This window comes from Pontibaca methylaminivorans, assembly GCF_900156525.1.
Lineage (GTDB): Bacteria > Pseudomonadota > Alphaproteobacteria > Rhodobacterales > Rhodobacteraceae > Pontibaca > Pontibaca methylaminivorans.
This window is the reverse complement of the sequence record NZ_FTPS01000001.1, coordinates 1,213,218-1,240,056: the sequence shown is the minus strand read 5'-3', so window position 1 is coordinate 1,240,056 and position 26,839 is coordinate 1,213,218. Positions and strand designations below refer to the sequence as shown.

Genomic DNA, 26,839 nt, shown 5'->3' with positions numbered 1-26,839 from the left:
GGGCCTAAAAGCGGAAGGGGCGATCAGGACCGTTTGCGCCGCGCCACATTGCCCCCGTGCTGCCCCGGCCGCCCGGCGGTCGAGCGCCCGCGCCCGCGCGTGGCTTCCTCGCCGGCCTGGGCGACCGCCTGCTGGCGCGCAAGCGGGTCGTCCGCCACCGCGAGATCCACCGCCTCGAGCCGCCTGATCTCGTCACGCAGCCGCGCGGCCTCTTCGAATTCGAGGTTCTCGGCCGCCTTCAGCATCTCGGTCCGCATCCCGTCCAGCACCGCGGCCAGATTCGCCCCGGCCATGGGTTTGTCGATCTTCGCGGTAACGCGGTTCATGTCCACGTCGCCCCGATAGAGCCCCTGCATGATGTCATCGACATTCTTGCGGATGGTTTCGGGCGTGATGCCGTGCTCGTCGTTATAGGCGATCTGCTTCTGGCGGCGCCGCTCGGTCTCGGCCAGCGCGCGTTCCATGCTGCCGGTGGTGCGGTCGCCATACATGATGACGCGCCCCTCGGCGTTCCTTGCCGCGCGGCCGATGGTCTGGATCAGCGAGGTTTCCGAGCGCAGGAAGCCTTCCTTGTCGGCGTCCAGGATCGCCACGAGCCCGCATTCCGGGATGTCGAGCCCCTCGCGCAGCAGGTTGATGCCGATCAGCACGTCGAAGGCCCCGAGCCGCAGATCGCGCAGGATCTCGATGCGTTCCAGCGTGTCGATGTCGCTGTGCATGTAGCGCACGCGGATGCCCTGTTCGTGCAGGTATTCGGTCAGATCCTCGGCCATGCGCTTGGTCAGGGTGGTCACGAGCGTGCGATAGCCCCCGGCGCTGACCCGGCGGATTTCATCCAGCAGGTCATCGACCTGCGTCGTCACCGGGCGCACCTCGACCTGCGGATCCAGAAGCCCGGTCGGGCGGATCACCTGTTCGGTAAAGACGCCGCCGGTCTGGTCGAGCTCCCACTTGCCGGGGGTGGCCGAGACGAACACCGATTGCGGCCGCATGGCGTCCCATTCCTCGAACTTGAGCGGGCGGTTGTCCATACAGGAGGGCAGGCGGAAGCCGTGTTCCGACAGGGTGAACTTGCGCTTGTAGTCGCCGCGATACATGCCGCCGATCTGGGGCACGCTGACGTGGCTTTCGTCGGCAAAGACGATGGCGTTGTCGGGGATGAACTCGAACAGGGTGGGCGGCGGTTCGCCCGGTGCGCGCCCGGTCAGATAGCGGGAATAGTTCTCGATCCCGTTGCAGACGCCGGTTGCCTCGAGCATCTCGAGATCGAAATTCGTGCGCTGTTCCAGCCGCTGCGCCTCGAGCAGCTTGCCCTCGTCGCTGAACTGCCGCAGGCGCTGTTTCAGTTCCTCGCGGATGCTTTTGATCGCCTGCCGCATGGTGGGCTTGGGCGTGACATAGTGCGAATTGGCATAGACGCGGATCTGCTCGAACCGGTCGGTGCGCTCGCCGGTCAGGGGGTCGAATTCGGTGATGCTTTCCAGTTCCTCGCCGAAGAACGAAAGCCGCCAGGCGCGGTCCTCGAGGTGGGCGGGAAAGATTTCCAGGCTGTCGCCGCGCACACGGAAGGTGCCGCGCTGGAATGCCTGATCGTTGCGCTTGTATTGCTGCGCGACCAGATTCGCGATCACCTGCCGCTGGTCATAGGATTCGCCCACCACCAGATCCTGCGTCATGGCGCCGTAGGTTTCCACGCTGCCGATGCCGTAGATGCAGGAGACCGAGGCGACGATGATCACGTCGTCGCGCTCCAGCAGCGCCCGCGTGGCCGAGTGGCGCATGCGGTCGATCTGGTCGTTGATCTCGGATTCCTTCTCGATATAGGTGTCCGAGCGCGGCACATAGGCTTCGGGCTGGTAATAATCGTAGAAGCTCACGAAATATTCGACCGCGTTGTCGGGAAAGAAGTTGCGGAATTCACCGTAAAGCTGCGCTGCGAGCGTCTTGTTCGGGGCAAGGATGATCGCCGGGCGCTGGGTTTCCTCGATGATTCGCGCCATGGTAAAGGTCTTGCCGGTGCCGGTCGCACCAAGCAGCACCTGGTTGCGCTCGCCCGTGTCGATGCCCTGTGTCAGTTCGGCAATGGCGGCCGGCTGGTCGCCGGCGGCGCTGAATTCGCTGCGCATGACCAGCCGCCTGCCGCCTTCGAGCTTGGGCTTGACCCGGGGCGTGTCGGGGATTTCCTCGCTCATGGTGGCGGTATCGGAATGGACATAGGGCATCGACGGGCTCCACTGCTGCTGGATCGCAGGTGATCACTTGTCGCCGCCAGTCAAGGCCCCGGCGCGCGGAAACGCAAGGTCAGGGGCTGCTGCAAAAACGTCCCGGCCCATTTCGCGCCTTGTTCCCTGCGGCGAAATTTCCGATATATCGGACAGGTCACGAGACTTGCCTAGGATATGGAGCGTTGAACATGCGTGCCCGGATCTACAGACCCGCCAAGACCGCCATGTCGTCTGGCATGGCCAAGACCCGTGACTGGGTGCTGGAATTCGCGCCCAATGATGCGCGCCGCATCGACCCGCTGATGGGCTGGACCTCGTCGGACGATACCCAGAGCCAGGTGCGGCTGCGCTTTCCGACCCGCGAGGCGGCCGAGGAATACGCCGCCGCCAAGGGGATCGACGCGCAGGTTCTGGAGCCGAAAAAGCGCGGCTTCGTCGTCCGCCCGGCCGGCTATGGCGAGAATTTCGCAAGCAACCGGCGCGGCAGCACCTGGACCCACTGAATCGGCAATTCACTGAATCGGCGGCGGTTTCCGCGCGCCCGGTTCCCTGCGGCTGATCGGTGGCGGGCCCTGTCCGCATGCGGCACCGTGCCCGGAGGCCGGGCCGCCCGCGCGTGCCGAATCAGTCGAAGGTGCCGACCACCCGCCCGAGCAGCATGAAGGCCCGTGCGGTCCGCGTATCGCTCAGCGCCGAAATGTCCGCATCATCCGCTTCCTGTTCGAAGGCGGCAAAGCTGCGGTCGAAAAGACGCAGGAAATGATGCACCGCGTCGCGGAAGATCGCGTCCTGTTTCATGCGCTCGGCGATTTCGGCCAGGCTCTCGCGGTCGCGGATGCCGCCCATCGGCGCAATGGCACGCCCGCGTATCCCTTGCGCGAACTGGCGCCAGACCTCGGGGCGCGCGCGGTCGGGGGCCAGGTCGTCCATGTAGATCCCGCTCTGGCTCAGCAGGGTCAGGACATCCTGGCTGGCCTGGATCATCTGCGCCGAGGCGCGGTCGCGCATCGCCCGGCGCAGCACGGCGAACCCTTCGGCATCATCGGCCGTATCGGGGAAATTGAGCGCCCGGATGAATTCGGCCCGGGCCAGCGGCGGGCCGGATGTGCCCTGACCGGCGCTGAGCGGAAGCGCCTCCTGATCGGTGTTGCGCGGCGGCGCTGACTGCGCTGCGGACGGGGCGCGTCTGCTGCTGGAAAAGCTGGCCGGCCGGGCGGCCGGGGCCGGATGGGCAGGAGCAGCGGCGGTGGAGCGCGGCGCGGACCTCTGCTGCGCCGGGCTGGCCGCGCGCTGCCGCTCGATCATCTCGGCAAGCCGGGCGTTGTCGTCGCGCAACCCGCGGATGTCGTGGCGCAACGCCGCGCCGAGCAGGATCACCGCCACCGGCACGAACAGCCCGACCACCCCGGAAAGAAAGCGCAGCCCGTCGAATCCGCGCTCCGCGCCCTCACCGGAAGGGGCGAACAGCAGGAACAGCCCGGCCACCAACAGCCAGAGCAGCCCGAGCCCGAGCGCCCCGCGCCCGACCCCGAGCAGGGGCGGCGGCGCTGCCGGCTGGCGGAAGGGCGCTCCGGGTGCGGTCGGGTCGGGCTTGTGTTCGATCACGAATAGTCGATCCTCAGAATTTCATAGGAGCGCTCGCCCCCGGGGGTGCGCACCTCGACGCTGTCGCCTTCTTCCTTGCCGATCAGGGCCCGGGCGATCGGAGACATGATGTTCAGCATGCCGTTTTCAATATCGGCCTCGTGTTCGCCGACGATCTGCCAGGTCTTTTCCTCGTCGGTGTCCTCGTCCGCCACGGTGACGCGGGCCCCGAACTTGATCGCGCCGGAAAGCTTCGCGGGGTCGATCACCTCGGCCAGAGCGAGCACGCCCTCGAGTTCCTTGATGCGCCCCTCGATGAAGGACTGCTTTTCCCGCGCCGAGTGATATTCGGCGTTTTCCGACAGGTCGCCATGTTCGCGCGCCTCGGCGATGGCGGAGATGATCGCCGGCCGCTCGACCGATTTGAGCTGTTTCAATTCTTTTTCGAGGGCGGAGTGCCCCCGGGGTGTCATCGGAATCTTTTCCATTTATCCTGGTCCATGAATGACGGAAGCCGGCCATGCCGCCCGGCGGCATGATTCCGGCGTTGCAGTCGCTGGTTTGGGTAATACCTGACTCAAAGCTCCGGCCGATTGCAAGGCTTCCGGCGGCTTGCGGCAGGAAAGCGCAGTCCGCCGGGCGCGGCGCGGGCATGCGGAGAGTCGGAGCACGCGCTTTCCGGTCCTGAAGATTGCATTGCAGGGGCGCGTGGTTTAGCCAAGCGCGAAGAGTTTTCTTGGGGGAGGCTGCCATGGCCGAGATCGAACGCGAATCCATGGAATATGACGTGGTCATCGTCGGTGCCGGCCCGGCCGGGCTTGCCGCGGCGATCCGGCTCAAGCAACTCGATGCGGATCTCGAGGTCGTGGTGCTGGAAAAGGGCAGCGAGGTCGGCGCGCATATCCTGTCCGGCGCGGTGCTCGATCCCTGCGGGCTCGACGCGCTGATCCCCGACTGGAAAGAGCGCGGGGCGCCGCTCGATGTGCCGGTGCGCAAGGACAACTTCTATATCCTGGGCGAGGCGGGGCAGATGCGGGTGCCGAACTGGCCGATGCCCCCGCTCATGAACAACCACGGCAACTATGTCGTCTCCATGGGCAATGTCTGCCGCTGGATGGCGCAGCAGGCCGAGGAACTCGGCGTTGAAATCTTCCCCGGCATGGCCTGTTCGGAACTGGTGCATGGCGAAAACGGCGAGGTGCGCGGCGTGGTCGCGGGCGAATTCGGCCGCGCGCAGGACGGCACCCCGGGGCCGAATTACGAGCCGGGGATGGAACTGCTCGGCAAATATGTCTTTCTGGCCGAAGGGGTGCGCGGGTCGCTGTCGAAACAGGTGATCGCGCGTTACGATCTTTCCGCCGGCAAGGAGCCGCAGAAATACGGCATCGGCATGAAGGAAATCTGGGAGATCGACCCCGAAAAGCACCGCGAGGGCACGATCACCCACACCATGGGCTGGCCGCTTGGCCGCAACGCCGGCGGCGGTTCCTTCATCTATCATGCCTCGGACAATCAGCTGTTCATCGGCTTCGTCGTGCACCTGAACTATGCCAACCCCTATCTGTATCCCTATATGGAATTCCAGCGCTTCAAGCATCATCCGATGGTGGCTGACCTGCTGAAGGGCGGAAAGCGCGTGGCATACGGGGCGCGCGCGATCTCGGAAGGCGGGTTCCAGTCGATGCCGAAAATGGTGGCGCCGGGTGTTGCGCTGCTCGGCTGTTCGGTCGGTATGGTGAACGTTCCCCGCATCAAGGGCAATCACAACGCCATGCTTTCCGGCAAGGCCGCCGCCGAAGCGGCCCATGCCGCGATCCGGGCCGGGCGCGCCGGCGACGAGCTTGCGGATTACGAGACCGACGTGCGCAGCGGCCCGATCGGCCGGGATCTGCGCAAGGTGCGCAACGTCAAGCCGATGTGGTCGAAATGGGGCCTGCTCCCGAGCCTCGCGCTCGGCGGGCTCGACATGTGGATGAACACCGCGAACATGACGTTCTTCGGCACCATGAGCCATGGCAAGACCGACGCCGAAGCCACCGAACCGGCCGACCGGCACAAGCCGATCGCCTATCCCAGACCCGACGGCAAGCTGTCGTTCGACCGCCTGACCAACGTCGCGTTTTCGTTTACCAACCATGACGAGAACCAGCCCTCGCATCTGAAGCTGAAGGATCCCGCTGTGCCGGTGACGGTGGGGCTGGCGAAATATGCCGGGCCGTCGCAGCGTTACTGCCCGGCGGGCGTCTATGAATTCGTGCAGGAAGAGGGGCAGGAGCCGCGCTTCGTGATCAATTTCCAGAACTGCGTGCACTGCAAGACCTGCGATATCAAGGATCCGCCGCAGAACATCAACTGGACCACGCCGCAGGGGGGCGACGGGCCGAACTACCCGAACATGTGATCGCAACCCGTCGCGCAGCGCGCCGGCATTCGCGGTTGCGCCATTGCGCCCCCCCGGCGGACACCATAGCTTGTGGCGCAAATCACGGGACGAGGCGGGATATTGGCGCGCATCAGTTTTTCACGGGCGGTTCTTGTCGCAGCGGCGGTCGCGCTCGCGCTTCCCGCCGGCGCGCAGGACGGTGCCCCGGGACCCGCGCCCGGCATCGACGAGGATGCGGGCGCCTATCTGGCGGCGCGCCAGGCGGTCATCGGCAGCGATTTCGCGGCGGCGGCGCGTTATTACAAGCGCGCGCTGGCCGGCGACAGCGACAATCCCGAACTGATGGAAAACCTGGTCCTTTCGCAGCTTTCGCTGGGCGCGGTCGAAGAGGCGCTGCCGCTTGCGCAGCGGATGGAAAAACTCGGCATCCCGAGCCAGGGCGCGCATATGGTGGTGGCCGGGCACCTGATCGCGAGCGGAAATTACGATGCATTGCTTGAACGTTCGGGGCGCGAATACGGCATCGGGCCGCTGATCGACGGGCTGATCAACGCCTGGGCGCATATGGGTGCCGGCTCGGTCGCGCAGGCGCTGGAACAGTTCGACCGGGTCGCGAAGCAGAAGGGCCTGCGCGGGATCGCGCTTTATCACAAGGCGATGGCGCTGGCCTCGGTCGGGGATTTCGAGGGGGCGGAGGCGCTGTTCTCGGCCGATGAAGGGGCGCTCGGGCAGGTGTCGCGCCGCGCCACCATGGCAAGGGCCGAGATCCTTTCCCAGCTTGAACGCAACGAAGAGGCGCTTGCGCTGATCCACGACGCCTTCGGCAGCGAACTCGACCCCGCGCTGGCGAATCTGGCGTCGCGGCTCGAATCCGGCGAACAGGTTCCGTTCAGCCATGTGCGCTCGGTCGAGGACGGCATGGCCGAGGTGTTCCTGACCTTTGCGCAGGCGCTCGCCGGAGATACGGCCGATGCCTATACGCTGATCTATGCGCGGATGGCTGCGTTCCTGCGCCCGGGCAACGTGGATGCGCTGCTCATGACCGCGGATCTGCTGGACCGGCTCGGGCAATACGACCTGGCCGAGGAAAGCTTTTCCCGCGTGCCGACCGAGGACCCGAGCCATTTCGCCGCCGAACTCGGGCGCGCCGATTCGCTGCGCCGGGCCGACCGGCTGGACGAGGCGCTCGATGTGCTCAAGGCGCTGGCCGAGCGGTATCCTGCTCTCGGTTCGGTGCAGTCGGCGCTTGGCGATCTCGAACGGCGGCAGGAAAACTGGGAAGAGGCCGTGGCCGCCTATGACCGGGCGATCACCCACACCAACGAGGATTCGCGCGACCTCTGGTTCCTTTATTATGCCCGTGGCATCGCCCATGAGCGGCTGAAGCACTGGGACGAGGCCGAGGCGGATTTCCGCCATGCGCTGGAACTGCAGCCGGACCAGCCGCAGGTGCTGAACTATCTCGGCTATTCGCTGGTGGAGCAGAAAGAGCACCTCGACGAGGCGCTCGAGATGATCGAACGCGCGGTCGAGGCCGAGCCGGACAGCGGCTATATCGTCGATTCGCTCGGCTGGGCGCTGTTCCGCCTTGGCCGCTATGACGAATCGGTCGGCCACATGGAAAAAGCGGTGCGGCTCATGCCGGTCGATCCGGTGGTGAACGACCATCTGGGCGATGTCTACTGGGCGGTCGGGCGCACGCGCGAGGCCCGCTTTCAGTGGAAGCGGGCGCTCTCCTACTACGCCACCGCTTCCGAGGAGGAAACGAGCGATTCCGACATCGACCCGGACCGCATTCGCCGCAAGCTCGAGGCCGGGCTGGATGCGGTGCTGGCCGAGGAGGGCGCGCCGCCGCTGCATTCCGGCGATCGCCCCGGCGATATCCAGCCGGACGAGTCCCCGTCGGGCGGCAATTCGGGCGATGACACGGATGATGACATAGGCGATGACACGGGCAATGGCGGGGAGTGAACTCCGCGCCTTTGCCCCGGCCAAGGTCAATCTTGCGCTACATGTGACGGGGCGGCAGGCGGATGGCTATCACCTGCTCGATTCGCTCGTGGTCTTTGCCGATATGGGCGACCGGCTGGTGCTGCGCCGCGGCGCCGGGGCCGGTATCCAGGTCAGCGGCCCGCAGGCGCGCGGGGTTCCCGACGGGCCGGATAATCTCGCCCTGCGCGCGGCGTTGGAAAGCGGGGCGCGGGATGTGGCGATCATGCTGGAAAAGCACATTCCCGCCGGGGCCGGCCTTGGCGGCGGATCGACGGACGCGGCGGCGGTGCTGCGCGTGCTCGGGCACTGGGGGATGCAGCACCCCGATCCGCTGGCGCTCGGCGCGGATCTGCCGGTCTGCATGGCGGCGCGGGCGGCGCGCATGTCGGGGATCGGCGAACGGATCGTCCCGCTTGGCGGGATTCCGCCCCTGCCGGCGGTGCTGGTGAACCCGGGGATCAGCCTTGCCACGGCGACCGTGTTCGGCGCGATCGCCGGGGCGTTCGCTGCCCCGATCGGGCCGGTGCCGGGTTTTTCGGGGGTCGAGGATTGCGCGCGCTGGCTGCGTCACCAGCGCAACGACCTCGAGCCGGCGGCGCGTGCGCGTGTTCCGATGATCGGTGATTGCCTTGCAGCGCTGGATGCGAATGGAGCCCTGCTGGCGCGGATGAGCGGCTCGGGGGCAAGCTGTTTCGGGCTTTTTGCCACAAACGAGGCCGCGAAACAGGCCGCTGGCACGCTTGCGGTGCAAAACCCCGATTGGTGGGTACATGCGGTGACGCTCGGGAGCGCCGACAGCTCGCGCCTTGTGCAGGAACCACCGACCGCCTAGATGATCGCTGCATGGCCCAGGCGAACCAGAACCCGAATTACAAGGTCGTTGCCGAGAACCGGCGCGCGCGCTTCGATTACCAGATCGAGGAGGATCTCGAATGCGGGATCATTCTCGAGGGGTCCGAGGTCAAATCCCTGCGCGCGCGCGGCGCCAATATCGCCGAAAGCTATGCGGCCGTGGAAAACGGCGAGCTGTGGCTCGTGAACTCGCATATCGCGCCTTACGAGCAGGCGCGCACCTTCCGCCATGACGAGCGCCGCCCGCGCAAGCTGCTGGTGTCGCGGCGCGAGCTTGCCCATCTGTGGAACGCCACCCAGCGCAAGGGCATGACGCTGGTGCCGCTCGTGCTCTATTTCAATCACCGCGGCATCGCCAAGGTGAAGATCGGCATCGCGCGGGGCAAGAAGCTGCATGACAAGCGCGAGACCGAGGCGCGCCGCGACTGGTCCCGGCAGAAGCAGCGCCTGATGAAGGACAACCGCTGATTCCGGTGCCGGGGTTGCAACGCCATGTGGCATTTCGTAATCCCGCGCATCGTGCGGGGCATGAAAGGGCCGATTGCGGATGATGCAGGACGATCCGAAAACGCTGGTCTCGACCGGCTGGCTGGCGGCACGCATCGGCGATCCCGATCTGCGCGTGCTCGATGGCTCGTGGTATCTGCCCGAAACGGGGCGCAACGCGCGGGCGGAATACGAGGCCGCGCATGTTCCGGGCGCGCGTTTTTTCGACATCGATGATATTTCCGACCATCGCTCGGCCCTGCCGCACATGGCCCCGCCGCCCGAGAAATTCGTCTCGCGGCTGCGTTCCATGGGGGTCGGCGACGGGCATCAGGTGGTGGTCTATGACGGGGCCGGGCTGATGTCGGCGGCGCGGGTCTGGTGGCTGTTCCGCCTGATGGGCAAGACCGCGGTCGCGGTGCTGGACGGGGGTCTTCCGAAATGGCGGGCCGAGGGCCATGCGGTCGAGGACACGCTGCCGGTGCTGCGTGATCGCCACATGACGACAAAGCTGCAGCCCGCCCTGGTCTGCGACGTGACGCAGGTGGCCCATGCGGTCAAGCTGCGCGATCACGAGATTATTGATGCGCGTCCGGCCGAGCGGTTCCGCGGCGAGGCGCCCGAGCCGCGCCCCGGATTGCGGCGTGGCCATATCCCGGGCGCGCGCAACCTGCCGCATCACGAATTGCTGAACCCGGACGGCACCATGAAGGACGCGGCGGCGCTGCGGGCGGCGTTCGAGGCGGCCGGCGTCGATCTTTCGCGCCCTGCAATCACCACCTGCGGTTCCGGCGTGACCGCGGCGGTGCTTTCGCTTGCGCTTGAACGGATCGGCAAGCGGGATCATGCGCTTTATGACGGGTCATGGGCCGAGTGGGGGGCCTTCGCAACGCTTGCCGCAGCCACCGGAGACGCGGATTGAAACCGGTCCCGGGCAATGGGGCGACCGACCGGGGACGGGCGGACCGGGGCTGACGGATGAGGGGGCGGGGATCGCCTCTCAACAAATCGCAACTGGGCCGCTATGGTGCGGGAAACGAGGCCGGGCAGGGCTGGGCATGAGCAACAGATCGGGAAAGAAACCGCCTCTCGTGGCTGACCGGCGCGCGACGGGGCGCAAACCGGCGGCGGGCACCACCCGCAGGCAGCCCCGGCGCAAGACGTCGTCGCGCCGGCAGGGGTGGTTCGGCTTTCTGAAACCAGGCGCGCCGAAGCCGAAGAAACGCAGCGCCGGCGGCGGCAGGGGCGGTGGTGGCCCGCGCTCGTTCATCGGCGGGCTGCTGTCGTTCATTGCACAGGTGATCTGGCGCCTGACCTGGCGGGTCGGAGTCCTGCTCGTGGTCGCGATCGCGATCGCGGTCGGCTATTATTATTCCACCCTCCCCGAGGTGAACCGGTTGCTCGACGGGCGCGCGCGGGGGTCGGTGACGCTGCTTGACGACAGGGGCGATGTCTTTGCCTGGCGGGGCGATCAGTTCGGCGGCGTCGTGACCACCGAAACCGTGTCGCCCTATCTCAAGAACGCCATCGTCGCCACCGAGGACCGGCGTTTCTACCGGCATTTCGGCGTAAGCCCGCGCGGCATCGCCAGCGCGATCCGCATCAACCTCTCCGAGGGCCGCGGGGCGCTGTCGGGGCATGGCGGTTCGACCCTGACGCAGCAGACGGCAAAGCTTCTGTGTTTCGGCAAGGCCTTCGATGCCACCGGCGGGATGACCGAGCGCGAATACGAATCCGAATGCCGCCGCAGCACGATCTGGCGCAAGATCGACGAGGCGATCTATGCGATGGCGATGGAAGCGCGTTATTCCAAGGACCAGATCCTGACGATCTATATGAATCGCGCTTTCCTTGGCGCGGGTGCGCGCGGGTTCGAGGCGGCGGCGCAGCGGTATTTCGGCAAATCCGCCTCGGACGTGTCCCCGGCCGAGGCGGCCATGCTGGCGGGGCTCCTGGTGGCGCCGTCCCATTTCGCGCCGACGAACGACCTCGCACGGGCGCAGCGCCGGGCGAATGTGATCGTCGGGCTCATGGAGCAGCAGGGCTATCTGACCGCGGCCGAGGCCAGCGAGGCGCGCGAACATCCGGCACAGCTATCGCAGGCCGCCTCGGATCGCGCCGGGGGCTATTTCGCGGATTGGGTGATGGCCAGCGGGCCGGAGTATTTCACCCGCAACACCACCGAGGACGTGATCATCCGCACCACGCTCGACCGGCGCGTGCAGAAAGCCGCCGAGGCTGCGATGCAGCATGTGTTCGAAACCAAGGTGCGCGAAGGTTCCAAGGCCGAGGCGGCGATCGTGGTCATGTCGGCGGACGGTGCCGTGCGGGCCATGGTGGGCGGGCGCGAGACCCGCGTCGCGGGCGCCTTCAACCGCGCCACGCAGGCGCTGCGCCAGACCGGTTCGGCCTTCAAGCCCTTCGTCTATGCGGCGGCGCTGGATCTGGGACACTCGCCGCTCGCGACCGTGGTGGATGAACCCTATTGCCTGAACATTCCCGGTTCGGGGCGTTGGTGTCCCGACAACTACACGCGCAATCACTATGGCCGGGTGACGCTGACCCATGCGCTGAAGGATTCGCTCAACGTGCCGGCGGTCAAGGTCTCCGAGGACGTGGGGCGCGACCTCGTGCGCAAGGTTGCGACCGGGTTCGGCATCCGCAGCAGCCTTGCCGACGGGCCGGCGCTGGCGCTCGGCACCTCGGAAAGCACGCTGGTCGAAATGACCGGCGCCTTTGCCGGCATCCTGAACGGCGGCTCGGCGGTCATGCCCTACGGGGTTGAGGAACTGCGCCTGCTGGGGGATGACACGCCGCTCATGGGCAAGGAAGGCGGTATCGGCAAGCGCGTCATCAGCGAGGATGCCGCCGAACAGCTGATCTGGATGATGGAAAAGGTCATCAGCGACGGATCCGGGCGGCGCGCCGCGATTCCGGGCTGGCAGGCGGCGGGCAAGACCGGCACCACCCAGTCCGCCCGCGACGCCTGGTTCATCGGCTTTACCGCCGATTACGTCGCCGGGGTCTGGATGGGCAATGACGACAACAAGCCGCTCACCGGCGTGACCGGGGGCGGGCTGCCGGCCGAGATCTGGCGCGAAACCATGGTGCGGGTGCATGACGGGCTGGAGCCCCGGCCACTGCCCATGCGCGCTCCGCCCCAGCCCGAACCACAGTACCAGCAGCAATATCCCCAGCCCGGCCAGCCGCAGGCGGCAGCGCCCGAACGCCGTGGCGGTGGCGGGCTCGGGCAGGTGGTGGACCAGGTGCTGCGCGACATCTTCGGCGGCTAGGCTGACTGTGCGGGCGGCCCCGGAAGCGGGGCGCAAGCCGTGAAAAAAGGGGCCCTGCGGGGCCCCTTGTCCGTGTTCCGGGTCGCGGCCGCGGAAGGTCTGCGCATCTATCCAGTCAGCCCGCGCGCTGGAGCGCCGCGATCAGATTGTCGATATTGCCGCCCTGCTGGTCCAGCATGGCGCCGATCTCGGTGCGCTCGGTCAGAAGCAGGTTCACGCCCTCGACGAACAGGTTGAAGAACAGGTTGCGCCCGGAGCGGTCGGACACGAGGAAAACGACCTCGACCGGCGATTCTCCGCGCAGCTTCGCGGTGCCGCGCACCTCGTAGCCGTTCTTGATCTGGCGGGCCGAGTTCACGACGATCTGTGCGCCGATGAAATCGCGGAAGCGTTTCCCGTATTTGCGCGCGATATATCGCTGGAACGCCTGGGTGAAGGCCTGCAGTTGGCCGGGGCTGGCCGCGCGGGCATCGGCGCCGAGCGCATAGCGCGCCATCACCGGCACATCGGCATAGGTGGCGAAGATACGTTCGAATTCCGGCATCATCGCGGATTCGGATTGCCCCGAGGCAATCACGCGGTTGATGTCGGCCACCGCCGAATCGACCAGTTGCCGTGCCTGGGCCTCGGTCAGGGCCAATGCGGGAAGCGGGCCGAGAGCGGCAACCGCAAAGGCGGCCGCGCCGGAAATCAGAAACTGGCGACGGGGAAGCAGGTCAATCGGCATAAGGATCCTCATATGGGTCGATGGTGCTGCCGGTATCGGCGTCGAAGTTCTCGTAAGGGTCGTCGTAGGGGTCGATATAGGAGTCCTCCCCCGTGCCTTCCAGCTTGTAGCGGCGATTCTGCAGATAGACCGACCGCGCGGCGGCATAGCTGTCGGCGCTTTCGTAAAGCACCGAATCGACCGTGCTGGAGTAGCGCCCCCGCTTGCTCAGGCTGTCGAGCGCATAGGTATAGACGCGGATATGTTCGTCGCCGATCGGATCGGTATAGCCGAGCGGGTTGGTGAATATGTCGACGACCCGCCCGACCGCATCGCGCTCGGTCGAGGGCCCGAGCACGGGAAGTTCGATATAGGCGCCCTCCTTGGCGCCCCAGACATGGAGCGTCTCGCCGAAATCGGTGCTCTGCGCGGGTATGCCGAATTCGGTGGCGGGATCGGCGAGCCCGGCAAAGCCGACGGTGGTGTTGACCACGAACCGCGCGAGCGAGATCCCCGCCTCCTTGACCCGGCCCTGAAGCAGGAAGTTCACCACGTCCCCGGGTTTCGAGATGTTGTGGGCGAAGTGGTTGAAGCTGTCTTCGATCGGGTCGGGAACGACCTTGGTATAGGCACGGCCCGCGGGGCGGAACAGGGCCCGGTCGAGCCCCACGTTGAACCGGTGGACGCCGCGGTTGGTGGTTTCATGCGGATCGTGGATTCCCCCCCGATCGGAATCGGCGGGCACCGAACAGCCAGCGACGAGCAGAACGGCGCTGATGGCGGCAAGGATCATCGAGACACGCGATTTCAAGGTCATGGTCATCGGTTCCGGAAACTGGAGCGTGGCAGCATTGGCGCGGCGGCACGTGGCCACGACACATGGACAGGGCAGCGGGCGGCGCAGGGCCGACATTACTGCGAAACGCCTTAACGAATTCGTCGCAGTTTTGAAACAGAGTATCGCCCGGAGCGCCGGTTTCGGCGCGGTGATGCGCCATTTGCGCTGCAGGATGAAAGGGCCGGTTGCGATGACCTCATGCGGGGGACGGGACGAACTGCGCCAGGCCCTCGGCCGGAGCCGGGGCCTGTTGCGCGCGGTCGGCCTGTTCAGCTTCTTCGCCAATCTGCTCATGCTGGCGGGGCCGCTTTACATGCTGCAGGTCTATGACCGGGTGCTGAGCAGCCGGTCGGAGGCGACGCTGGTCGCGCTCACCCTGCTGCTCGCGTTTCTCTGCGCCATCATGGCGCTGCTCGACCATGCAAGGCGACGGATCATGGCCCGTATCGCCGCGCGGTTCCAGGTTGCGCTGGACCGGCGGGTCTTTGCGGCGGCGCTGCGCCGCGGTGACGGGACCGGCCCCGGCCCGGGCGAGCTGCAGCTGCTGCAGCGCGCCATCGAATCGCCGCTGATGACGGTCGCCTTCGATCTGCCCTGGACGCCGCTTTTTCTGATCGCGATCGCGCTGTTTCATCCCTGGCTCGGGGCGCTCGGCCTGCTGAGCGGGGGGATCCTGATCGCGCTCGCCCTGCTCGGCCATCGCGCCCTGCGGGAACCGGCAGCGCATGTATCCATCGCCGCGCAACGCGCGGAACGGGATGCGGGGGAAATCGCCGCCGAGGCGGAAACGATCCGCGCGCTCGGCATGGGCCCGGCCCTGCTCGGGCGCTGGACCGGCCTGCGCGGGCAGGCGCAGGCGGCAATGCTCGGAGCCAGCGACCTGGGCGGCGGGTTCGCCGCCGCGACCCGTGCCCTGCGCCTGTTCCTGCAATCGGCGATGCTGGGGCTCGGGGCCTGGCTCGTGCTGCGGGGCGAGGTGACCGGGGGGGTGATGGTCGCCGCCTCGATCCTGCTCGGGCGGGCGCTCGCCCCGGTCGAGATGATCGCCGGGCAATACCCGCTTCTGCACGGCGCGGTGCGGGCGTGGCACGCGCTGGCGGCGCTGCTGCGGGAGGAGCCGGCCGAGCGGCCCGGCCTTGCGTTGCCGCGGCCCGAGGCGCGGCTCGAGGTCAGCGGGCTTGTGGTGGCGCTGCCCGGCACGGTCGCGCCGCTGGCCGGCCCGCTCTCTTTCCGCGCGGAGCCGGGGCAGGTGATCGGAGCGATCGGCGCCGCCGGCGCTGGAAAGACGGCTCTTGCGCAGGCGATCAGCGGTGCGTGGCGCCCGCGCGAGGGCGCGATCCGGCTTGGCGGCGCGGCACTCGATCCGGCCCATGCGAACGGGGTCGGGCGGCTGGTCGGCTGCCTGCCGCAGCGCGTGCGGTTGTTCGAGGGCACGATCGCGGAAAACATCGCCGGGTTCGATCCGGGCATCAAGGACGGTGCCGTCGTCGCTGCGGCGGATCAGGCCGGCGTGCACGAAATGATCCTGGGCCTTCCCGCCGGCTACGACACGCGCCTTGGCGCGGGCGGCAGGGGGTTGTCCCTTGGGCAGATGCAGCGGATCGCGCTCGCGCGGGCGATCTGTGGCGATCCGGCGCTCGTCGTTCTGGATGCGCCCGATGCGCATCTGGACGGCGAGGGGCTCGCCGGGGTGGTGCGCGCGATCCGCCTTGCCTGCGCCCGGGGCGGTGCCGTGCTGCTCATGACCCACAACCGGGCGCTGATCGGCGAATGCGACCTGGTCCTGATGCTGGAGGCCGGCCGGCAAAAGGCTTTCGGCCCGCGCGAATCGCTGATTCCGCGCCCGGCTGCGCGCCGGCCTGCCGCAGCGGGTGCCTGACATGCCGGACGCCGCCCTCGCCGTTCGCCGGCCGCTCGTCCTTGGCCTCGTGGCGCTGGCGCTGCTGGTGTTCGGGGCCGGCGGCTGGGCCGTTGCGGGGCGGATCGCCGGCGCGGTGGTGGCCGAGGGGCGCATCGAGGTCGAGCAGAACCGCCATGCCGTGCAGCACCCCGAGGGCGGCGCGGTGGCGGAGGTTCTGGTGCGGGAGGGCGACCTTGTCGCGGCCGGCACACCGCTGCTGCGGCTTGATGCCGCGGAACAGCGCTCGCAACTTTCGCTGGTCGAGGACCAGGCGCGGGAGCTTGCCGCGCGGCGCGCGCGGCTGTTGGCCGAACGTGACGGGCTCGGGACGCCGGACTTCGACGCGGCCCTGATCGCAGCCGGCGCCGATCACCCCTCTGTGGCCGATCTGATCGAGGGCCAGCGCGCCCTGTTTGCGGCGCGCCGGGCGGGCCTGCGCCGAGAGACCGAGCAGATGGCGAAACGCCAGGGCCAGATCCGCGACCAGATCCGCGGCATCCGGGCCCAGCGCGATTCGCTGCACCGCCAGATCGCGCTGGTCCGGCAGGAGCTCGAAAACCAGCGGCTGCTGCTGGACAAGGGGCTGGCGCAGGCGGTCGCGGTGCTTCGTCTCGAGCGCACGGAGGCCGAGATGGATGGCCGGCTCGGCGAACTGGCGGCGGCGCTGGCGCAGGCCGAAGGCCGCATCACCGAAATCGGCATCGAACGCCTGAAGCTCGTGACGGCACGGCGCGAGGAGGCGATCGCGCAGCTGCGCGACCTCACGTTCACCGAACGCGAGGCCGCCGAGCAGGCCCGTGCCCTGCGCGAGCGGATCGCGCGGATGGAGATCCGCGCGCCGGTCGCGGGCCGGGTGCACGGGATGCAGCTTGCGGCGGTGCAGACCGTGATCCGTCCGGCCGAGCCGATCCTCCATATCGTTCCGCAGGACCGTCCGCTGGTGATCATGGCGCGCATCGCACCGACGCGGATCGACCGGATCTTTCCGGGCCAGCCGGCCATGCTGCGCTTTCCGGCGTTGGATGCGCATCACACGCCCGATCTTTCGGGGCGCGTGATGCGCATTTCCGCCGACATATTCGAGGACGCACAGGGCGGGGCGAGCTTTTACCGCGTCGAGCTGCATCTCGAGGACAATGAGCGGAGCGCGGCGCTGCTGCAGGCGCATCCGCTGCTGCCCGGCATGCCGGTCGAGGTGCATTTCCGCACCGGTGATCATGCGCCGATCACCTATCTGGTCAAGCCGCTGACCGATTATTTCGTCCAGGCCCTGCGCGAAAGCTGAAAAAGAACCTTTCCGAGCCGGTCGGCGGGCGGTAGCGTCTGCCCGGACACTGACAGATGGACATTCGAGATGACGATCGAAAAAAGACTGGCCGAGCTTGGCATCAACCTTCCCGAGGCCGCCGCGCCGGCAGCGAATTACGTGCCTTTCGTACGCGATGGCGACACGCTCTATGTCGCCGGTCAGATTTCCGCCGATGAAAACGGGTTGATCAAGGGCAAGCTCGGCGCCGGCATGGATGTCGAGGCGGGCGCCGCCGCCGCGCGGCGCTGTGCGATCAGCCTGCTGGCGCAGGTCAAGGCGGCCTGCGGCGGCGATCTCGACCGGCTGGTGCAGGTGGTCAAGCTGACGGGTTTTGTCAACTCGACCGATGATTTCACCGATCAGCCAAAGGTCATCAACGGCGCATCCGACCTCATGGTCGAGGTGCTGGGCGATGCGGGCCGGCACGCCCGCTCGGCGGTCTCCTCGCCCAGCCTGCCGCTTGGCGTCGCGGTCGAGATCGACGGGATCTTCCGCATCAGATGAGCCCGGCGCTGCCGGCTGTCTTTCTCGGCCGGCCGATCGCCCATCGCGGTCTGCACGGCAGCGGCCGGCCGGAAAACAGCCGCGCCGCGGTGAGCGCCGCCGTGGCCGCCGGTTACGGCATCGAGATCGACCTGCAGCTTTCGCGCGATGGCGTGCCGCTCGTGTTTCACGACGCGGACCTGTTCCGCCTGACCGGCCGGCGGGGGCTGGTCCGCGATCTGGAGGCGGCCGAGGCCGGCGCCATTCCTCTTGCCGGTGGGGGCGCCGGGACGATTCCGACGCTTGCGGGAATCCTCGGCCTCGTCCGCGGGCGGGTGCCGCTGCTGATCGAACTGAAGGATCAGAGCGGCGCGCTCGCGCCCGGCGATGGCGACGGGCGGATGGAGCGCGCGGTGGTTGTGGCGCTTAAGGGGTATTCCGGGCCCTGCGCGGTCATGTCCTTCAACCCCCATTCCATCGCCCGGATCCGCGACCTTGCCCCGGATCTGCCGCGCGGGCTGGTGACCTGTGCGTTCCGGGCGCGCAACTGGCCGCTGCCGGCGGCACGGCGCGCCTGGCTGCGTGCGATCCGCGATTTCGGACCGGTGGGCGCGGGGTTCCTCAGCCATGACGCGCGTGACCTGCGGCGCGGGCGGGTGCAGGATCTGCGCCGCCGCGGTGTGCCGGTGCTCTGCTGGACGATCCGGTCCGAAGCTGCTGAAATCCGCGCCCGGCGCCTGGCGGACAACATCACCTTCGAGGGTTACCGCCCCCGCCTGCCGGGCTTGAACCAGGGGCAACCGGGCCCAGATGAAGACACGGAATGACGAACGCCAATCAGCCGGACATCGAGATTCGGATCATCGAATCGCTTGCCGAGGTTCCGGCCGGGGCCTGGGATGCCTGCGCCTGCCCCGAGGCGCGCGACGGCCGTCCGCTTGATCCGTTCACCACCCATCGTTTCCTGCTGGCGCTGGAGCGGTCGGGATCGGTCGGGCCGGGAACCGGCTGGCATCCGCGCCATCTGACGCTCTGGCTTGGCGGCGACCTGATCGCCTGCGCGCCGCTTTACGCAAAGACCCACAGTCAGGGCGAATATATATTCGATTTCGGCTGGGCCGACGCCTATCAGCGTGCGGGCGGGAGTTACTATCCCAAGCTTCAGATCGCCGTGCCCTTCACCCCGGCAACCGGGCGGCGCTTTCTCGTGCGTCCCGACCATGCGGAGGCAGGCCGCGCGGCGCTGATCGCGGCGGCGGTCCAACTGGTCGATGACAATGCGTTTTCGTCCCTGCATGTAACCTATTGCACCGCCGAAGAGGTCACCGCCGGCGCGGCGCAGGGCCTGCTTGCGCGCCAGTCGCAGCAGTATCACTGGCTCAACGCGGGTTACGGCGATTTCGATGGGTTCCTTTCCGCGCTTTCGTCGCGCAAGCGCAAGGCGATCCGCCGCGAGCGGGCGCAGGCGCAGGGATTTGGCGGCACGATTCACCATTTTACCGGCGATGACCTGCGGGCCGAGCACTGGGATGCCTTCTGGCGCTTCTATCAGGACACCGGAGCACGCAAATGGGGCCGACCCTATCTGACCCGGGCCTTCTTTGACGAGGCGCAGGCCGCGCTGCGTGACGACATCCTGCTGGTCATGGCGCGCCGGGATGGCGAATGGATCGCCGGAGCGTTGAATTTCATCGGCCGCGACACGCTTTACGGGCGCTACTGGGGCTGCACGGAATACCACCCCGCGCTGCATTTCGAGCTCTGCTATTACCAGGCCATCGAATACGCGATTCTGACGGGTCTGACACGGGTCGAGGCCGGCGCGCAGGGCGAACACAAGATCGCGCGCGGCTACCTCCCGGTGCACACCCACAGCCTGCACTGGATTCGCGATCCGGCTTTTTCCGCAGCGGTCGCGCGCTATCTGGAAGCAGAGAAGGAAGCCATCGACGAGGAGATCGAGATCCTGACCGATTTCGGCCCCTTCAGGAAAACCATGGGAGAGGAACGACAATGAGCGAACGGCTGTCCGAGGAAACGCGCGAAACGCTTCTTGCCCCGCTGCTGGAAAACGGCTGGGAACTGGATAGCGAGCGCGACGCGCTGCGCAAGACCTTCAAGTTCGGGAATTTCGTCGATGCCTTCGGCTGGATGACCCGTGCCGCCATCTGGGCCGAGAAATGGAATCACCACCCGGAATGGAGCAATGTCTACAACCGTGTCGATGTGGTGCTGACCACCCATGACGCCGGCGGGCTGAGCGCGCTGGACGCGAAACTCGCGCGCAAGATGGACGGGCTGGCGGAGTGACCCCAAAGGGCGCGCCGCGACGCGCCCTTTCATGCCGCCCGGGCCGGTTACATCGCGTCGAGCAGCGCCTTGCCGCCGGACACGTCGCAGACGGATGGGTCGTCCTCTTTCTGCAGGAGCGTCACCGTTCCGTCCTCGACCACCATGGCGTAACGCTGCGAACGCGCGAGCAGGCCGAGCGCGGCGGCATCGAAATTCATCCCGATGGCGGTGGTAAATTCGCTTTCCGGGTCGGCCAGCATGGTGATCCGCGCCTTGCCCGCGCCGCTCGCCTCGTCCCATGCATTCATCACGAACGGGTCGTTGACGGCGATGCAGATCACTTCGTCAACACCTCTGGCGTCGAACTGGTCGCGGTTCTTCACGAAACTCGGCAGGTGGGACAGGTGGCAGGTCGGGGTAAAGGCGCCCGGAACGGCAAAGATCACCACCTTGCGCCCCCTGAGCCGCTCGCCGAGCTGCACCGGTTCGGGCCCGTCTTCTCCGAACCGCAGCAGGGTTGCGTCCGGCAATGTGTCGCCCTTCGAGATGGTCATGGTTGTCGCTCCGCTTGGAATTGCATGTGACTGCTTCAAGGATATAGGCTTTGCCCGGAACGAAGCCAGCAAAAGCGGATCAGAATGGTCGGGATAGTGGTGATCGGAGGCGGGCAGGCGGGGGCCTCGCTGGTGGCGAAGCTGCGCGGCGAGGGCTATGACGGGCCGCTCACGCTGATCGGTGCGGAACCGTTCCCGCCCTATCAGCGCCCGCCGCTGTCGAAGGGTTATCTTCTGGGCGAGATGGCGCGCGAGCGGCTGTTCCTGCGCCCCGAGAGCTTCTATGCCGAACACGCGATCACGCTGAAGCTTGGCCAGCCGGTGCTCGCCATCGACCGCGCAGCGCAGCGGGTTCTGCTTGGCGGTGAGAGCATCATTTATGATCAGCTTGCCCTGACCACGGGTGCGCGTCCGCGTCATCTGCCGGCAATGATCGGCGGCGATCTCGGGGGGGTGCATGCGGTGCGCACGCTCGCCGATATCGACGTGATGGAACCCGCCTTCCGCAAGGGCGCGCGGGCGCTCATCGTGGGCGGGGGCTACATCGGGCTCGAGGCCGCGGCGGTGGCGGCGAGCCTTGGCGTCGAGGTCACGCTGATCGAGCAGGCCGACCGCATCCTGAAACGTGTGGCCGCGCCCGGAACGGCGGATTATTTCCGCGCCCTGCATCGCGAACACGGGGTCGATATTCGCGAAGGCGCGGGGCTTGACCGCCTCGAGGGCGAAGGCGGCCGCGTCGCGCGCGCCGTGCTTGCCGATGGCACCACGCTTTCGGTGGATTTCGTCATTGCCGGCATCGGCATCACGCCCGAAACCACACTGGCCGAGGCGGCGGGGCTTGTGATCGAAAACGGCATCCGGGTCGATGCGCAGGGGCGCAGCTCGGATCCCCTGATCTGGGCCGCGGGCGACTGCACGAGCTTTCCCTGGAACGGCGGGCGGCTGCGGCTCGAATGCGTGCCTCATGCCATCGACCAGGCCGAATGTGTCGCCGCGAACATGCTGGGCGCCGGCTGCGACTATGTGGCGAAACCGTGGTTCTGGTCGGACCAGTATGACGTGAAGCTTCAGATTGCGGGGCTGAACGCGGGTTACGACCGGGTTGTGCCGCGCCCGGAGGAGGGGCGCTCGGCCTCGTTCTGGTATTACCGGGGCGAGCGCCTGATTGCGGTCGATGCGATGAATGCGCCGCGCGCCTATATGGTCGGCAAGCGCCTGATCGACGCCGGAAAAAGCGCCGATCCCGCGCTGGTGGCCGATCCGGCGACCGACCTCAAGACCCTGCTGCGCGCATGAGAATCATCGCCGGACGTTTCCGCGGCCACCCGTTGGCGGCGCTCGGGCGCGGTGACAGCGCCGCGCATCTGCGCCCGACCCCGGACCGCGTGCGCGAAAGCCTGTTTTCCATGCTGGAACACCGCGCTGCCATCGCTGGTGCACGTGTGCTCGATCTGTTCGCCGGCACCGGCGCGCTTGGCTTCGAGGCGCTGTCGCGCGGCGCGGCCCATGCCCTGTTCGTCGAAAGCGGCCGCGCCGGTCAGCGGCTGATCGCGCGCAACATGGCCGCGCTCGCCGTCGAGGCCGAGAGCGGCCTGCTGCGCGCGGATGCGACGCGGCTGCCGCCGAACCGGGGCGCGGGGTTTGACCTCGTGTTTCTGGATCCGCCCTACGGAAAGGGGCTCGGGGCGCGGGCGCTTGAAAGCGCGCGGGCCGGCGGCTGGATCGGGGACGGGGCGCTCGTGCTCTGGGAAGAAGGCGCGCCGATGCCGCCGCCGGAGGGCTTTGTTCCCGAGGATCAGCGCCGATATGGCGACACGCATGTGACGCTGCTGCGCGCGGCTCACCAGGTCGGGTAGAATTTTCCCGCAGGCGAGAGCGTGAAGATCTCGCAACCCTCCGCCGTCACCCCGATCGAATGTTCGAACTGCGCCGAAAGCGACTTGTCGCGGGTCACGGCGGTCCATTCGTCGGCCAGTGTCTTGGTCTCGGCGCGGCCGAGGTTCACCATCGGCTCGATCGTGAACAGCATCCCTTCCTCGAGCACGGCCCCCGTGCCCGGACGGCCGTAATGCAGCACATTGGGCGGCGCATGGAACACCCGGCCAAGCCCGTGGCCGCAGAAATCGCGCACCACGCTCATGCGGTGCGATTCGACAAAACTCTGGATCGCATGGCCGATATCGCCGAAGGTGTTGCCGGGCTTCACCACCTCGATCCCGCGCATCAGCGCCTCGTGGGTGATCTCGATCAGCCGTTCGGCCTTGCGCGACAGCTTGCCCGCCACATACATGCGGCTGCTGTCTCCGAACCAGCCATCGACGATCACCGTGACGTCGATATTGAGGATGTCGCCGTTCTGCAGAACTTTTTCGCCCGGAATGCCGTGGCAGACGACATGGTTGACCGAAATGCAGCTCGCATGCTGAAAACCGCGGTATCCGATCGTCGCCGATGTCGCCCCGGCATCCTCGACCATGCGGGTGATGATGCGGTCGATCTCGGCGGTGGTCTGCCCGACCTCCACATGCGGGATGATGTCGTCGAGGATGCGCGCCGCCAGCCGCCCGGCGGTGTGCATGCCGGGAAAGTCGCTTGCGGGGTCGTAGATGCGGATTCCGTCTTTCGTCAGGCGGCCGGTGTGGGCGTCGTTCACCATTGGCTCCATCAGCTTGGTTCTGGCAAGGCTCTAACCCGTTTCGACCGGCGAAACCAGAGGCGCGGTCAGGTCGATCCCCGCCGGGCTTATGCTGGTGCCGAACACCAGCGTTTCAACCCCGGCGACAGCGGCCGCCCGCGCGGCGGCGCCATAGGCCGGGTCGATGTCGTTGGCGATGGCGAAGCGCGCGGCATCGCTGCGCATCACCAGATAAAGCAGCACCGCGCGCTCTCCGCCCGCCGCTGCGCGGGCAAGTTCCCCCAGGTGTTTCGCGCCGCGCGCGGTCACGCAGTCGGGGAATTCGGCAAGCCCCGGTTCGCGCGAGAGCGTCACGCTCTTGACCTCGACCCAGGTGGCGGCAAGCCCCGGCTCCTGCAGCCGGAAATCCGCGCGGCTGCGGTCGCCGAAGGCGACCTCGGCCCGTATCGTTCCATGGCCGGCAAGGGGCGCGATGGCCTTGCGCCGCAGCGCCTCGCCCACCACGCGGTTGGCGAGGCCCGTATCGACGCAGGTGAAATGGCCGTTCTCGTGATCGACCAGCCGCCAGCCGAAATCCAGCTTGCGCCGCGGGTCCGCGTTCGGCTCGAGCCAGAGCCGCAGCCCCGGTTCGGCCAGCCCCGGCATGGCACCGGGATTGGGGCAATGCGCGGTCACCTCGCGCCCGTCCTCAAGGCGGCAGTCGGCGAGGAATCGTTTATAGCGCCGGATCAGCCGCGCCGGGACGAGAGGGGTTTGAAAGCGCATCCTCCGGGCCATATACCTGCACATATCGTGAGGCAAGACGCAGCGCGGATCTGCAACCGGGGGTTCCCTGTCATGGCCAATCCAACCGCCGCAATTCTGGTGATCGGGGACGAGATCCTGTCGGGGCGCACCCGCGACACCAACATGTATCACCTTGCGCAGGAACTGACCAAGGCCGGGATCGACCTTGCCGAGGCGCGCATGGTCGGCGACGACACCGCAATGATCCAGGATGCGGTGCGCGCGCTGGCGCAGGGGTACGACCATGTCTTTACCAGCGGCGGTATCGGGCCGACCCATGACGACATCACCGCCGATGCGATCGCGGCCGCCTTCGGGGTCGGAATCGACGTGCGCGAGGATGCGCGCGATCTGCTCAAGGCCCATTACGAGGCGACCGGGTTTGACCTGAACCCCGCCCGGCTGCGCATGGCGCGCATTCCCGAAGGGGCGGAGCTGATCGAAAATCCGGTCTCCGCCGCACCCGGTTTCAGCATCCGGAACGTGCATGTGCTGGCCGGGGTGCCGGCGATCTTCGAGGCGATGGTGGCCAGCGTCCTGCCGCGGCTGACCGGGGGCACGCCGCTGCTGTCGCAGAACCTGCGGGTGCAGCGCGGCGAGGGCGACATCGCCGGAATGCTGGCCGATATTGCCCGCGACTTCGAGGATCTCTCGATCGGGTGCTATCCCTACCAGCAGGACGGGGCCTATTGCTCCAACGTGGTGGTGCGCGGGGCGGACGGCGCGCGGCTGCAGGCCGCCATCGCCCGGCTCGGGCGCGAGCTTGGCCTGTGAGCGCGCCGGCGCCGCTGTGCGACGTGATCGACGCGACCTGGCCGGCGGCCCGGCGTTTGCGCTGCGGTCCCTTCATACTGCGCGACGGGCAGGGCGGGGGGCCGCGCGTCTGCGCAGCGACGCTCGCGCGCCCGGGCGACGTGCCGGATGCCGCAATGGTCGTGGCTGCCGAACGCGCCATGCGCGGCATGGGGCAGCGCCCGGTCTTTGCGCTCCGCCCCGGGGATGACGGGCTCGACGGGCTGCTCGCGGCGCGGGGCTACGGACACGGCGGACAGGTCTTGATCCGCGCCTGCCGGACCGGGCGGCTCGCCGCGGCGCTGCCGCGCCTCACGGTGTTCGCGGTACAGGAGCCCCTCGCGATCATGCGCGACATCTGGACCCGCGCCGGGATCGGTCCAGCGCAACAGGCGATCATGGCGCGGGTCGCGGGCCCCCGGACCGGGCTGCTCGGGCGGCACGGAAACCGCCCGGCGGCGGCGGCATTCGTGGCCGTCCACGGGGGCATGGGCATGATCCATGCGCTGACGGTCCTGCCGGCGCTGCGGGGGCGGGGTATCGGGGGGTGGATGCTGCGCGCCGCGGCGCGCTGGGCGCGCGGGCAGGGGGCGCGGCTGCTGCTTGCGCTCACCGCCGGGGGTATGGATGAAGATCGCGGAAACAGCCACGGGGCGGATGCCTTTTTCGAGGCGCTCGGCCTGCGCCCGCTCGGCGGGTTTCACTACCGCCTCGGCTCCGGCACGACGGGACCGGGGCGGGCATGAGCCGCGCGCGCAACAGCCTGCTGCGCGGGGCGCTCGCGGTTTTCGCCGCGCTGGCGGCAGCGCCGCTGGCCGCCTTCGATCTTCGCCTTCCCGCCGCCGCCGAGCCGCTCACCGCCCGGTCCAGCCCGCTTGGCAGCCACGCCCTGCCGGTCGGCGCCTATTCGCGCGGAACGGTGCCGGCCGAGGAACTCGAAGGGCGGATCACGCGCCGCAGCTGGCGCCTCCCGGGCGGCGGGACGACGCTCGAGATCCTGGCGCCGCTGCGCGCCCGGCTGGAGAGCGGCGGCTATGACATCCTCTTCCAGTGCCGCGACCGGAACTGCGGCGGGTTCGACTTCCGCTTCGCGATCGAGGTCATCCCGGCGCCCGGCATGTATGTGGACCTGCACGATTTCCGCTTTCTCTCCGCCCGCCGCGATGCCGATGCCATCTCGCTTCTGGTGAGCCGTGGCGAGGGCGCCGCGTTCGTTCAGATGATCGCGGTTTCCCCGGCCGATGCACCCGCCGCCCCGGTGGCCGACGCATCGCGGTTCCCGACCGGGGGCGACCTCGCCACGGGGCTCGCGGAAACGGGTCACGTCGTGCTCGACGGGCTCGATTTCGCGAGCGGCGCCGACCGGCTCGGCACCGGACCCCATGCGGCGCTCAACGATCTGGCCCGCGCCCTGCGCGAGGATGCCGGCCTGCGGATCGCGCTGGTCGGGCATACCGACAACACCGGGGCGCAGGCCGCCAATCTGGCCCTGTCGCGCCGCCGGGCCGAGGCGGTGCGCCTCCGGTTGCTCGATCTCTCCGGGGTGGCGGACGACCGCGTTCTGGCCGAAGGGGTCGGGCCGCTTGCGCCCCGGGCCTCCAACCTCACCCCCGAGGGGCGGGCGCTCAACCGCCGGGTCGAGGCGGTGCTGCTGGCGCCGGGCTGACCTCTGCTGCCTGTCCCCGAACCAGGGTCTTCTTCTGGCCATAAATATCCATTCCCTTCCGGC

General features: G+C 67.9%; 26 protein-coding genes. 18 read left to right on the top strand and 8 right to left on the bottom strand.

Annotation, left to right across the window (positions count from 1 at the left end):
• Positions 1–23 precede the first annotated feature (23 nt).
• Positions 24–2,222, bottom strand: coding sequence for an excinuclease ABC subunit UvrB (gene uvrB / locus B0B01_RS06115; protein ID WP_076648685.1), 2,199 nt, complete (start codon positions 2,220–2,222; stop codon positions 24–26).
• A gap of 191 nt (positions 2,223–2,413) precedes the next feature.
• Between uvrB and B0B01_RS06110 the strand changes: the two genes are divergently transcribed.
• On the top strand, positions 2,414–2,728 hold the full coding sequence (locus tag B0B01_RS06110) for an ETC complex I subunit (protein ID WP_076648683.1): 315 nt from the start codon (positions 2,414–2,416) through the stop codon (positions 2,726–2,728).
• 121 nt (positions 2,729–2,849) lie between these two features.
• Here the strand turns inward: B0B01_RS06110 and B0B01_RS06105 are convergent, their stop codons facing one another.
• Both B0B01_RS06105 and greA read right to left on the bottom strand, forming a co-directional pair.
• A complete protein-coding gene (locus B0B01_RS06105) occupies positions 2,850–3,830 on the bottom strand; it encodes a hypothetical protein (RefSeq protein WP_234967715.1) in 981 nt (326 codons plus the stop codon).
• The gene (gene greA, locus B0B01_RS06100; RefSeq protein ID WP_076648681.1) at positions 3,827–4,297 is read right to left on the bottom strand and encodes a transcription elongation factor GreA; all 471 of its coding nucleotides are present in this window, start codon (positions 4,295–4,297) and stop codon (positions 3,827–3,829) included. The genes B0B01_RS06105 and greA overlap by 4 nt, the downstream gene beginning before the upstream one ends.
• Before the next feature lie 263 nt (positions 4,298–4,560).
• Between greA and B0B01_RS06095 the strand changes: the two genes are divergently transcribed.
• The 6 genes from B0B01_RS06095 to B0B01_RS06070 all read left to right on the top strand — a co-directional run bounded on the left by B0B01_RS06095 (position 4,561) and on the right by B0B01_RS06070 (position 12,815).
• Positions 4,561–6,210, top strand: a complete 1,650-nt coding sequence (locus B0B01_RS06095; protein ID WP_076648679.1) for an electron transfer flavoprotein-ubiquinone oxidoreductase — start codon at positions 4,561–4,563, stop codon at positions 6,208–6,210.
• A 99-nt stretch (positions 6,211–6,309) separates the two neighbouring features.
• Positions 6,310–8,163 (top strand): tetratricopeptide repeat protein, encoded by a 1,854-nt coding sequence (locus tag B0B01_RS06090; RefSeq protein WP_407675280.1) that lies wholly within the window; start codon positions 6,310–6,312, stop codon positions 8,161–8,163.
• Positions 8,138–9,016, top strand: a complete 879-nt coding sequence (locus B0B01_RS06085) for a 4-(cytidine 5'-diphospho)-2-C-methyl-D-erythritol kinase (protein ID WP_234967714.1) — start codon at positions 8,138–8,140, stop codon at positions 9,014–9,016. The genes B0B01_RS06090 and B0B01_RS06085 overlap by 26 nt, the downstream gene beginning before the upstream one ends.
• 11 nt (positions 9,017–9,027) lie before the next feature.
• Positions 9,028–9,504, top strand: coding sequence for an SsrA-binding protein SmpB (gene smpB, locus B0B01_RS06080; protein WP_076648673.1), 477 nt, complete (start codon positions 9,028–9,030; stop codon positions 9,502–9,504).
• A gap of 82 nt (positions 9,505–9,586) precedes the next feature.
• The gene (gene sseA, locus B0B01_RS06075; protein ID WP_076650083.1) at positions 9,587–10,444 is read left to right on the top strand and encodes a 3-mercaptopyruvate sulfurtransferase; all 858 of its coding nucleotides are present in this window, start codon (positions 9,587–9,589) and stop codon (positions 10,442–10,444) included.
• Between the two features lie 136 nt (positions 10,445–10,580).
• Positions 10,581–12,815: a transglycosylase domain-containing protein gene (locus B0B01_RS06070; RefSeq protein ID WP_076648671.1), complete on the top strand. Its 2,235-nt coding sequence runs from the start codon at positions 10,581–10,583 to the stop codon at positions 12,813–12,815.
• Between the two features lie 115 nt (positions 12,816–12,930).
• On the opposite strand, the gene B0B01_RS06065 is transcribed toward B0B01_RS06070, so the two are convergent.
• The gene (locus B0B01_RS06065) at positions 12,931–13,542 is read right to left on the bottom strand and encodes an MlaC/ttg2D family ABC transporter substrate-binding protein (RefSeq protein ID WP_076648669.1); all 612 of its coding nucleotides are present in this window, start codon (positions 13,540–13,542) and stop codon (positions 12,931–12,933) included.
• On the bottom strand, positions 13,532–14,338 hold the full coding sequence (locus tag B0B01_RS06060) for an MlaA family lipoprotein (protein ID WP_076650082.1): 807 nt from the start codon (positions 14,336–14,338) through the stop codon (positions 13,532–13,534). The genes B0B01_RS06065 and B0B01_RS06060 overlap by 11 nt, the downstream gene beginning before the upstream one ends.
• Positions 14,339–14,549: 211 nt before the next feature.
• Here B0B01_RS06060 and B0B01_RS06055 point away from each other — a divergent pair, with 211 nt between their 5' ends.
• From B0B01_RS06055 to B0B01_RS06030, 6 genes are all read left to right on the top strand, one after another.
• Positions 14,550–16,238 carry a type I secretion system permease/ATPase gene (locus B0B01_RS06055; RefSeq protein ID WP_076648667.1) on the top strand — a complete coding sequence of 563 codons (1,689 nt, stop codon included), beginning with the start codon at positions 14,550–14,552 and terminating at the stop codon, positions 16,236–16,238.
• 1 nt (position 16,239) lies between these two features.
• Positions 16,240–17,544, top strand: a complete 1,305-nt coding sequence (locus B0B01_RS06050; protein WP_076648665.1) for an HlyD family type I secretion periplasmic adaptor subunit — start codon at positions 16,240–16,242, stop codon at positions 17,542–17,544.
• A gap of 69 nt (positions 17,545–17,613) precedes the next feature.
• Positions 17,614–18,072 carry a RidA family protein gene (locus B0B01_RS06045; protein WP_076648663.1) on the top strand — a complete coding sequence of 153 codons (459 nt, stop codon included), beginning with the start codon at positions 17,614–17,616 and terminating at the stop codon, positions 18,070–18,072.
• Positions 18,069–18,878: a glycerophosphodiester phosphodiesterase family protein gene (locus B0B01_RS06040; RefSeq protein WP_076648661.1), complete on the top strand. Its 810-nt coding sequence runs from the start codon at positions 18,069–18,071 to the stop codon at positions 18,876–18,878. Before B0B01_RS06045 ends, B0B01_RS06040 begins: the two co-directional genes overlap by 4 nt.
• Positions 18,875–20,068: a GNAT family N-acetyltransferase gene (locus B0B01_RS06035; RefSeq protein ID WP_076648659.1), complete on the top strand. Its 1,194-nt coding sequence runs from the start codon at positions 18,875–18,877 to the stop codon at positions 20,066–20,068. The genes B0B01_RS06040 and B0B01_RS06035 overlap by 4 nt, the downstream gene beginning before the upstream one ends.
• Entirely contained in the window at positions 20,065–20,361 is a 297-nt protein-coding gene (locus B0B01_RS06030) for a 4a-hydroxytetrahydrobiopterin dehydratase (RefSeq protein WP_076648657.1), read from the top strand. Before B0B01_RS06035 ends, B0B01_RS06030 begins: the two co-directional genes overlap by 4 nt.
• Before the next feature lie 47 nt (positions 20,362–20,408).
• Here B0B01_RS06030 and B0B01_RS06025 read toward each other — a convergent pair whose 3' ends face one another.
• Positions 20,409–20,897, bottom strand: a complete 489-nt coding sequence (locus B0B01_RS06025) for a peroxiredoxin (protein ID WP_076648655.1) — start codon at positions 20,895–20,897, stop codon at positions 20,409–20,411.
• Between the two features lie 84 nt (positions 20,898–20,981).
• Here B0B01_RS06025 and B0B01_RS06020 point away from each other — a divergent pair, with 84 nt between their 5' ends.
• On the top strand, positions 20,982–22,193 hold the full coding sequence (locus B0B01_RS06020) for an NAD(P)/FAD-dependent oxidoreductase (protein ID WP_076648653.1): 1,212 nt from the start codon (positions 20,982–20,984) through the stop codon (positions 22,191–22,193).
• The gene (rsmD, locus tag B0B01_RS06015; RefSeq protein WP_076648651.1) at positions 22,190–22,753 is read left to right on the top strand and encodes a 16S rRNA (guanine(966)-N(2))-methyltransferase RsmD; all 564 of its coding nucleotides are present in this window, start codon (positions 22,190–22,192) and stop codon (positions 22,751–22,753) included. Before B0B01_RS06020 ends, rsmD begins: the two co-directional genes overlap by 4 nt.
• Here rsmD and map read toward each other — a convergent pair.
• Positions 22,738–23,553: a type I methionyl aminopeptidase gene (gene map, locus B0B01_RS06010; RefSeq protein ID WP_076648649.1), complete on the bottom strand. Its 816-nt coding sequence runs from the start codon at positions 23,551–23,553 to the stop codon at positions 22,738–22,740. The two genes, rsmD and map, sit on opposite strands and share 16 nt — an antisense overlap.
• 30 nt (positions 23,554–23,583) lie before the next feature.
• Positions 23,584–24,297, bottom strand: coding sequence for a DNA/RNA nuclease SfsA (gene sfsA, locus B0B01_RS06005; RefSeq protein ID WP_076648647.1), 714 nt, complete (start codon positions 24,295–24,297; stop codon positions 23,584–23,586).
• A 72-nt stretch (positions 24,298–24,369) separates the two neighbouring features.
• Here sfsA and B0B01_RS06000 point away from each other — a divergent pair, with 72 nt between their 5' ends.
• Genes B0B01_RS06000 through B0B01_RS05990 form a run of 3 tightly spaced genes read left to right on the top strand, consistent with a single transcriptional unit; the run spans position 24,370 to position 26,776 of the window.
• A complete protein-coding gene (locus B0B01_RS06000; protein WP_076648645.1) occupies positions 24,370–25,092 on the top strand; it encodes a competence/damage-inducible protein A in 723 nt (240 codons plus the stop codon).
• Positions 25,089–25,856, top strand: a complete 768-nt coding sequence (locus B0B01_RS05995) for a GNAT family N-acetyltransferase (RefSeq protein ID WP_076648643.1) — start codon at positions 25,089–25,091, stop codon at positions 25,854–25,856. The genes B0B01_RS06000 and B0B01_RS05995 overlap by 4 nt, the downstream gene beginning before the upstream one ends.
• Positions 25,853–26,776 (top strand): OmpA family protein, encoded by a 924-nt coding sequence (locus tag B0B01_RS05990; protein WP_076648641.1) that lies wholly within the window; start codon positions 25,853–25,855, stop codon positions 26,774–26,776. The genes B0B01_RS05995 and B0B01_RS05990 overlap by 4 nt, the downstream gene beginning before the upstream one ends.
• The last annotated feature ends 63 nt before the right edge of the window (positions 26,777–26,839 follow it).

Coding starts and splice junctions, on each gene's coding strand:
- uvrB (WP_076648685.1), bottom strand. CDS start 2,222: ATGCCCTATGTCCATTCCGATACCGCCACCATGAGCGAGGAAATCCCC.
- B0B01_RS06110 (WP_076648683.1), top strand. CDS start 2,414: ATGCGTGCCCGGATCTACAGACCCGCCAAGACCGCCATGTCGTCTGGC.
- greA (WP_076648681.1), bottom strand. CDS start 4,297: ATGGAAAAGATTCCGATGACACCCCGGGGGCACTCCGCCCTCGAAAAA.
- B0B01_RS06095 (WP_076648679.1), top strand. CDS start 4,561: ATGGCCGAGATCGAACGCGAATCCATGGAATATGACGTGGTCATCGTC.
- B0B01_RS06085 (WP_234967714.1), top strand. CDS start 8,138: ATGACACGGGCAATGGCGGGGAGTGAACTCCGCGCCTTTGCCCCGGCC.
- smpB (WP_076648673.1), top strand. CDS start 9,028: ATGGCCCAGGCGAACCAGAACCCGAATTACAAGGTCGTTGCCGAGAAC.
- sseA (WP_076650083.1), top strand. CDS start 9,587: ATGCAGGACGATCCGAAAACGCTGGTCTCGACCGGCTGGCTGGCGGCA.
- B0B01_RS06070 (WP_076648671.1), top strand. CDS start 10,581: ATGAGCAACAGATCGGGAAAGAAACCGCCTCTCGTGGCTGACCGGCGC.
- B0B01_RS06065 (WP_076648669.1), bottom strand. CDS start 13,542: ATGCCGATTGACCTGCTTCCCCGTCGCCAGTTTCTGATTTCCGGCGCG.
- B0B01_RS06060 (WP_076650082.1), bottom strand. CDS start 14,338: ATGACCTTGAAATCGCGTGTCTCGATGATCCTTGCCGCCATCAGCGCC.
- B0B01_RS06055 (WP_076648667.1), top strand. CDS start 14,550: ATGACCTCATGCGGGGGACGGGACGAACTGCGCCAGGCCCTCGGCCGG.
- B0B01_RS06050 (WP_076648665.1), top strand. CDS start 16,240: ATGCCGGACGCCGCCCTCGCCGTTCGCCGGCCGCTCGTCCTTGGCCTC.
- B0B01_RS06045 (WP_076648663.1), top strand. CDS start 17,614: ATGACGATCGAAAAAAGACTGGCCGAGCTTGGCATCAACCTTCCCGAG.
- B0B01_RS06040 (WP_076648661.1), top strand. CDS start 18,069: ATGAGCCCGGCGCTGCCGGCTGTCTTTCTCGGCCGGCCGATCGCCCAT.
- B0B01_RS06035 (WP_076648659.1), top strand. CDS start 18,875: ATGACGAACGCCAATCAGCCGGACATCGAGATTCGGATCATCGAATCG.
- B0B01_RS06030 (WP_076648657.1), top strand. CDS start 20,065: ATGAGCGAACGGCTGTCCGAGGAAACGCGCGAAACGCTTCTTGCCCCG.
- B0B01_RS06025 (WP_076648655.1), bottom strand. CDS start 20,897: ATGACCATCTCGAAGGGCGACACATTGCCGGACGCAACCCTGCTGCGG.
- B0B01_RS06020 (WP_076648653.1), top strand. CDS start 20,982: ATGGTCGGGATAGTGGTGATCGGAGGCGGGCAGGCGGGGGCCTCGCTG.
- rsmD (WP_076648651.1), top strand. CDS start 22,190: ATGAGAATCATCGCCGGACGTTTCCGCGGCCACCCGTTGGCGGCGCTC.
- map (WP_076648649.1), bottom strand. CDS start 23,553: ATGGTGAACGACGCCCACACCGGCCGCCTGACGAAAGACGGAATCCGC.
- sfsA (WP_076648647.1), bottom strand. CDS start 24,297: ATGCGCTTTCAAACCCCTCTCGTCCCGGCGCGGCTGATCCGGCGCTAT.
- B0B01_RS06000 (WP_076648645.1), top strand. CDS start 24,370: ATGGCCAATCCAACCGCCGCAATTCTGGTGATCGGGGACGAGATCCTG.
- B0B01_RS05990 (WP_076648641.1), top strand. CDS start 25,853: ATGAGCCGCGCGCGCAACAGCCTGCTGCGCGGGGCGCTCGCGGTTTTC.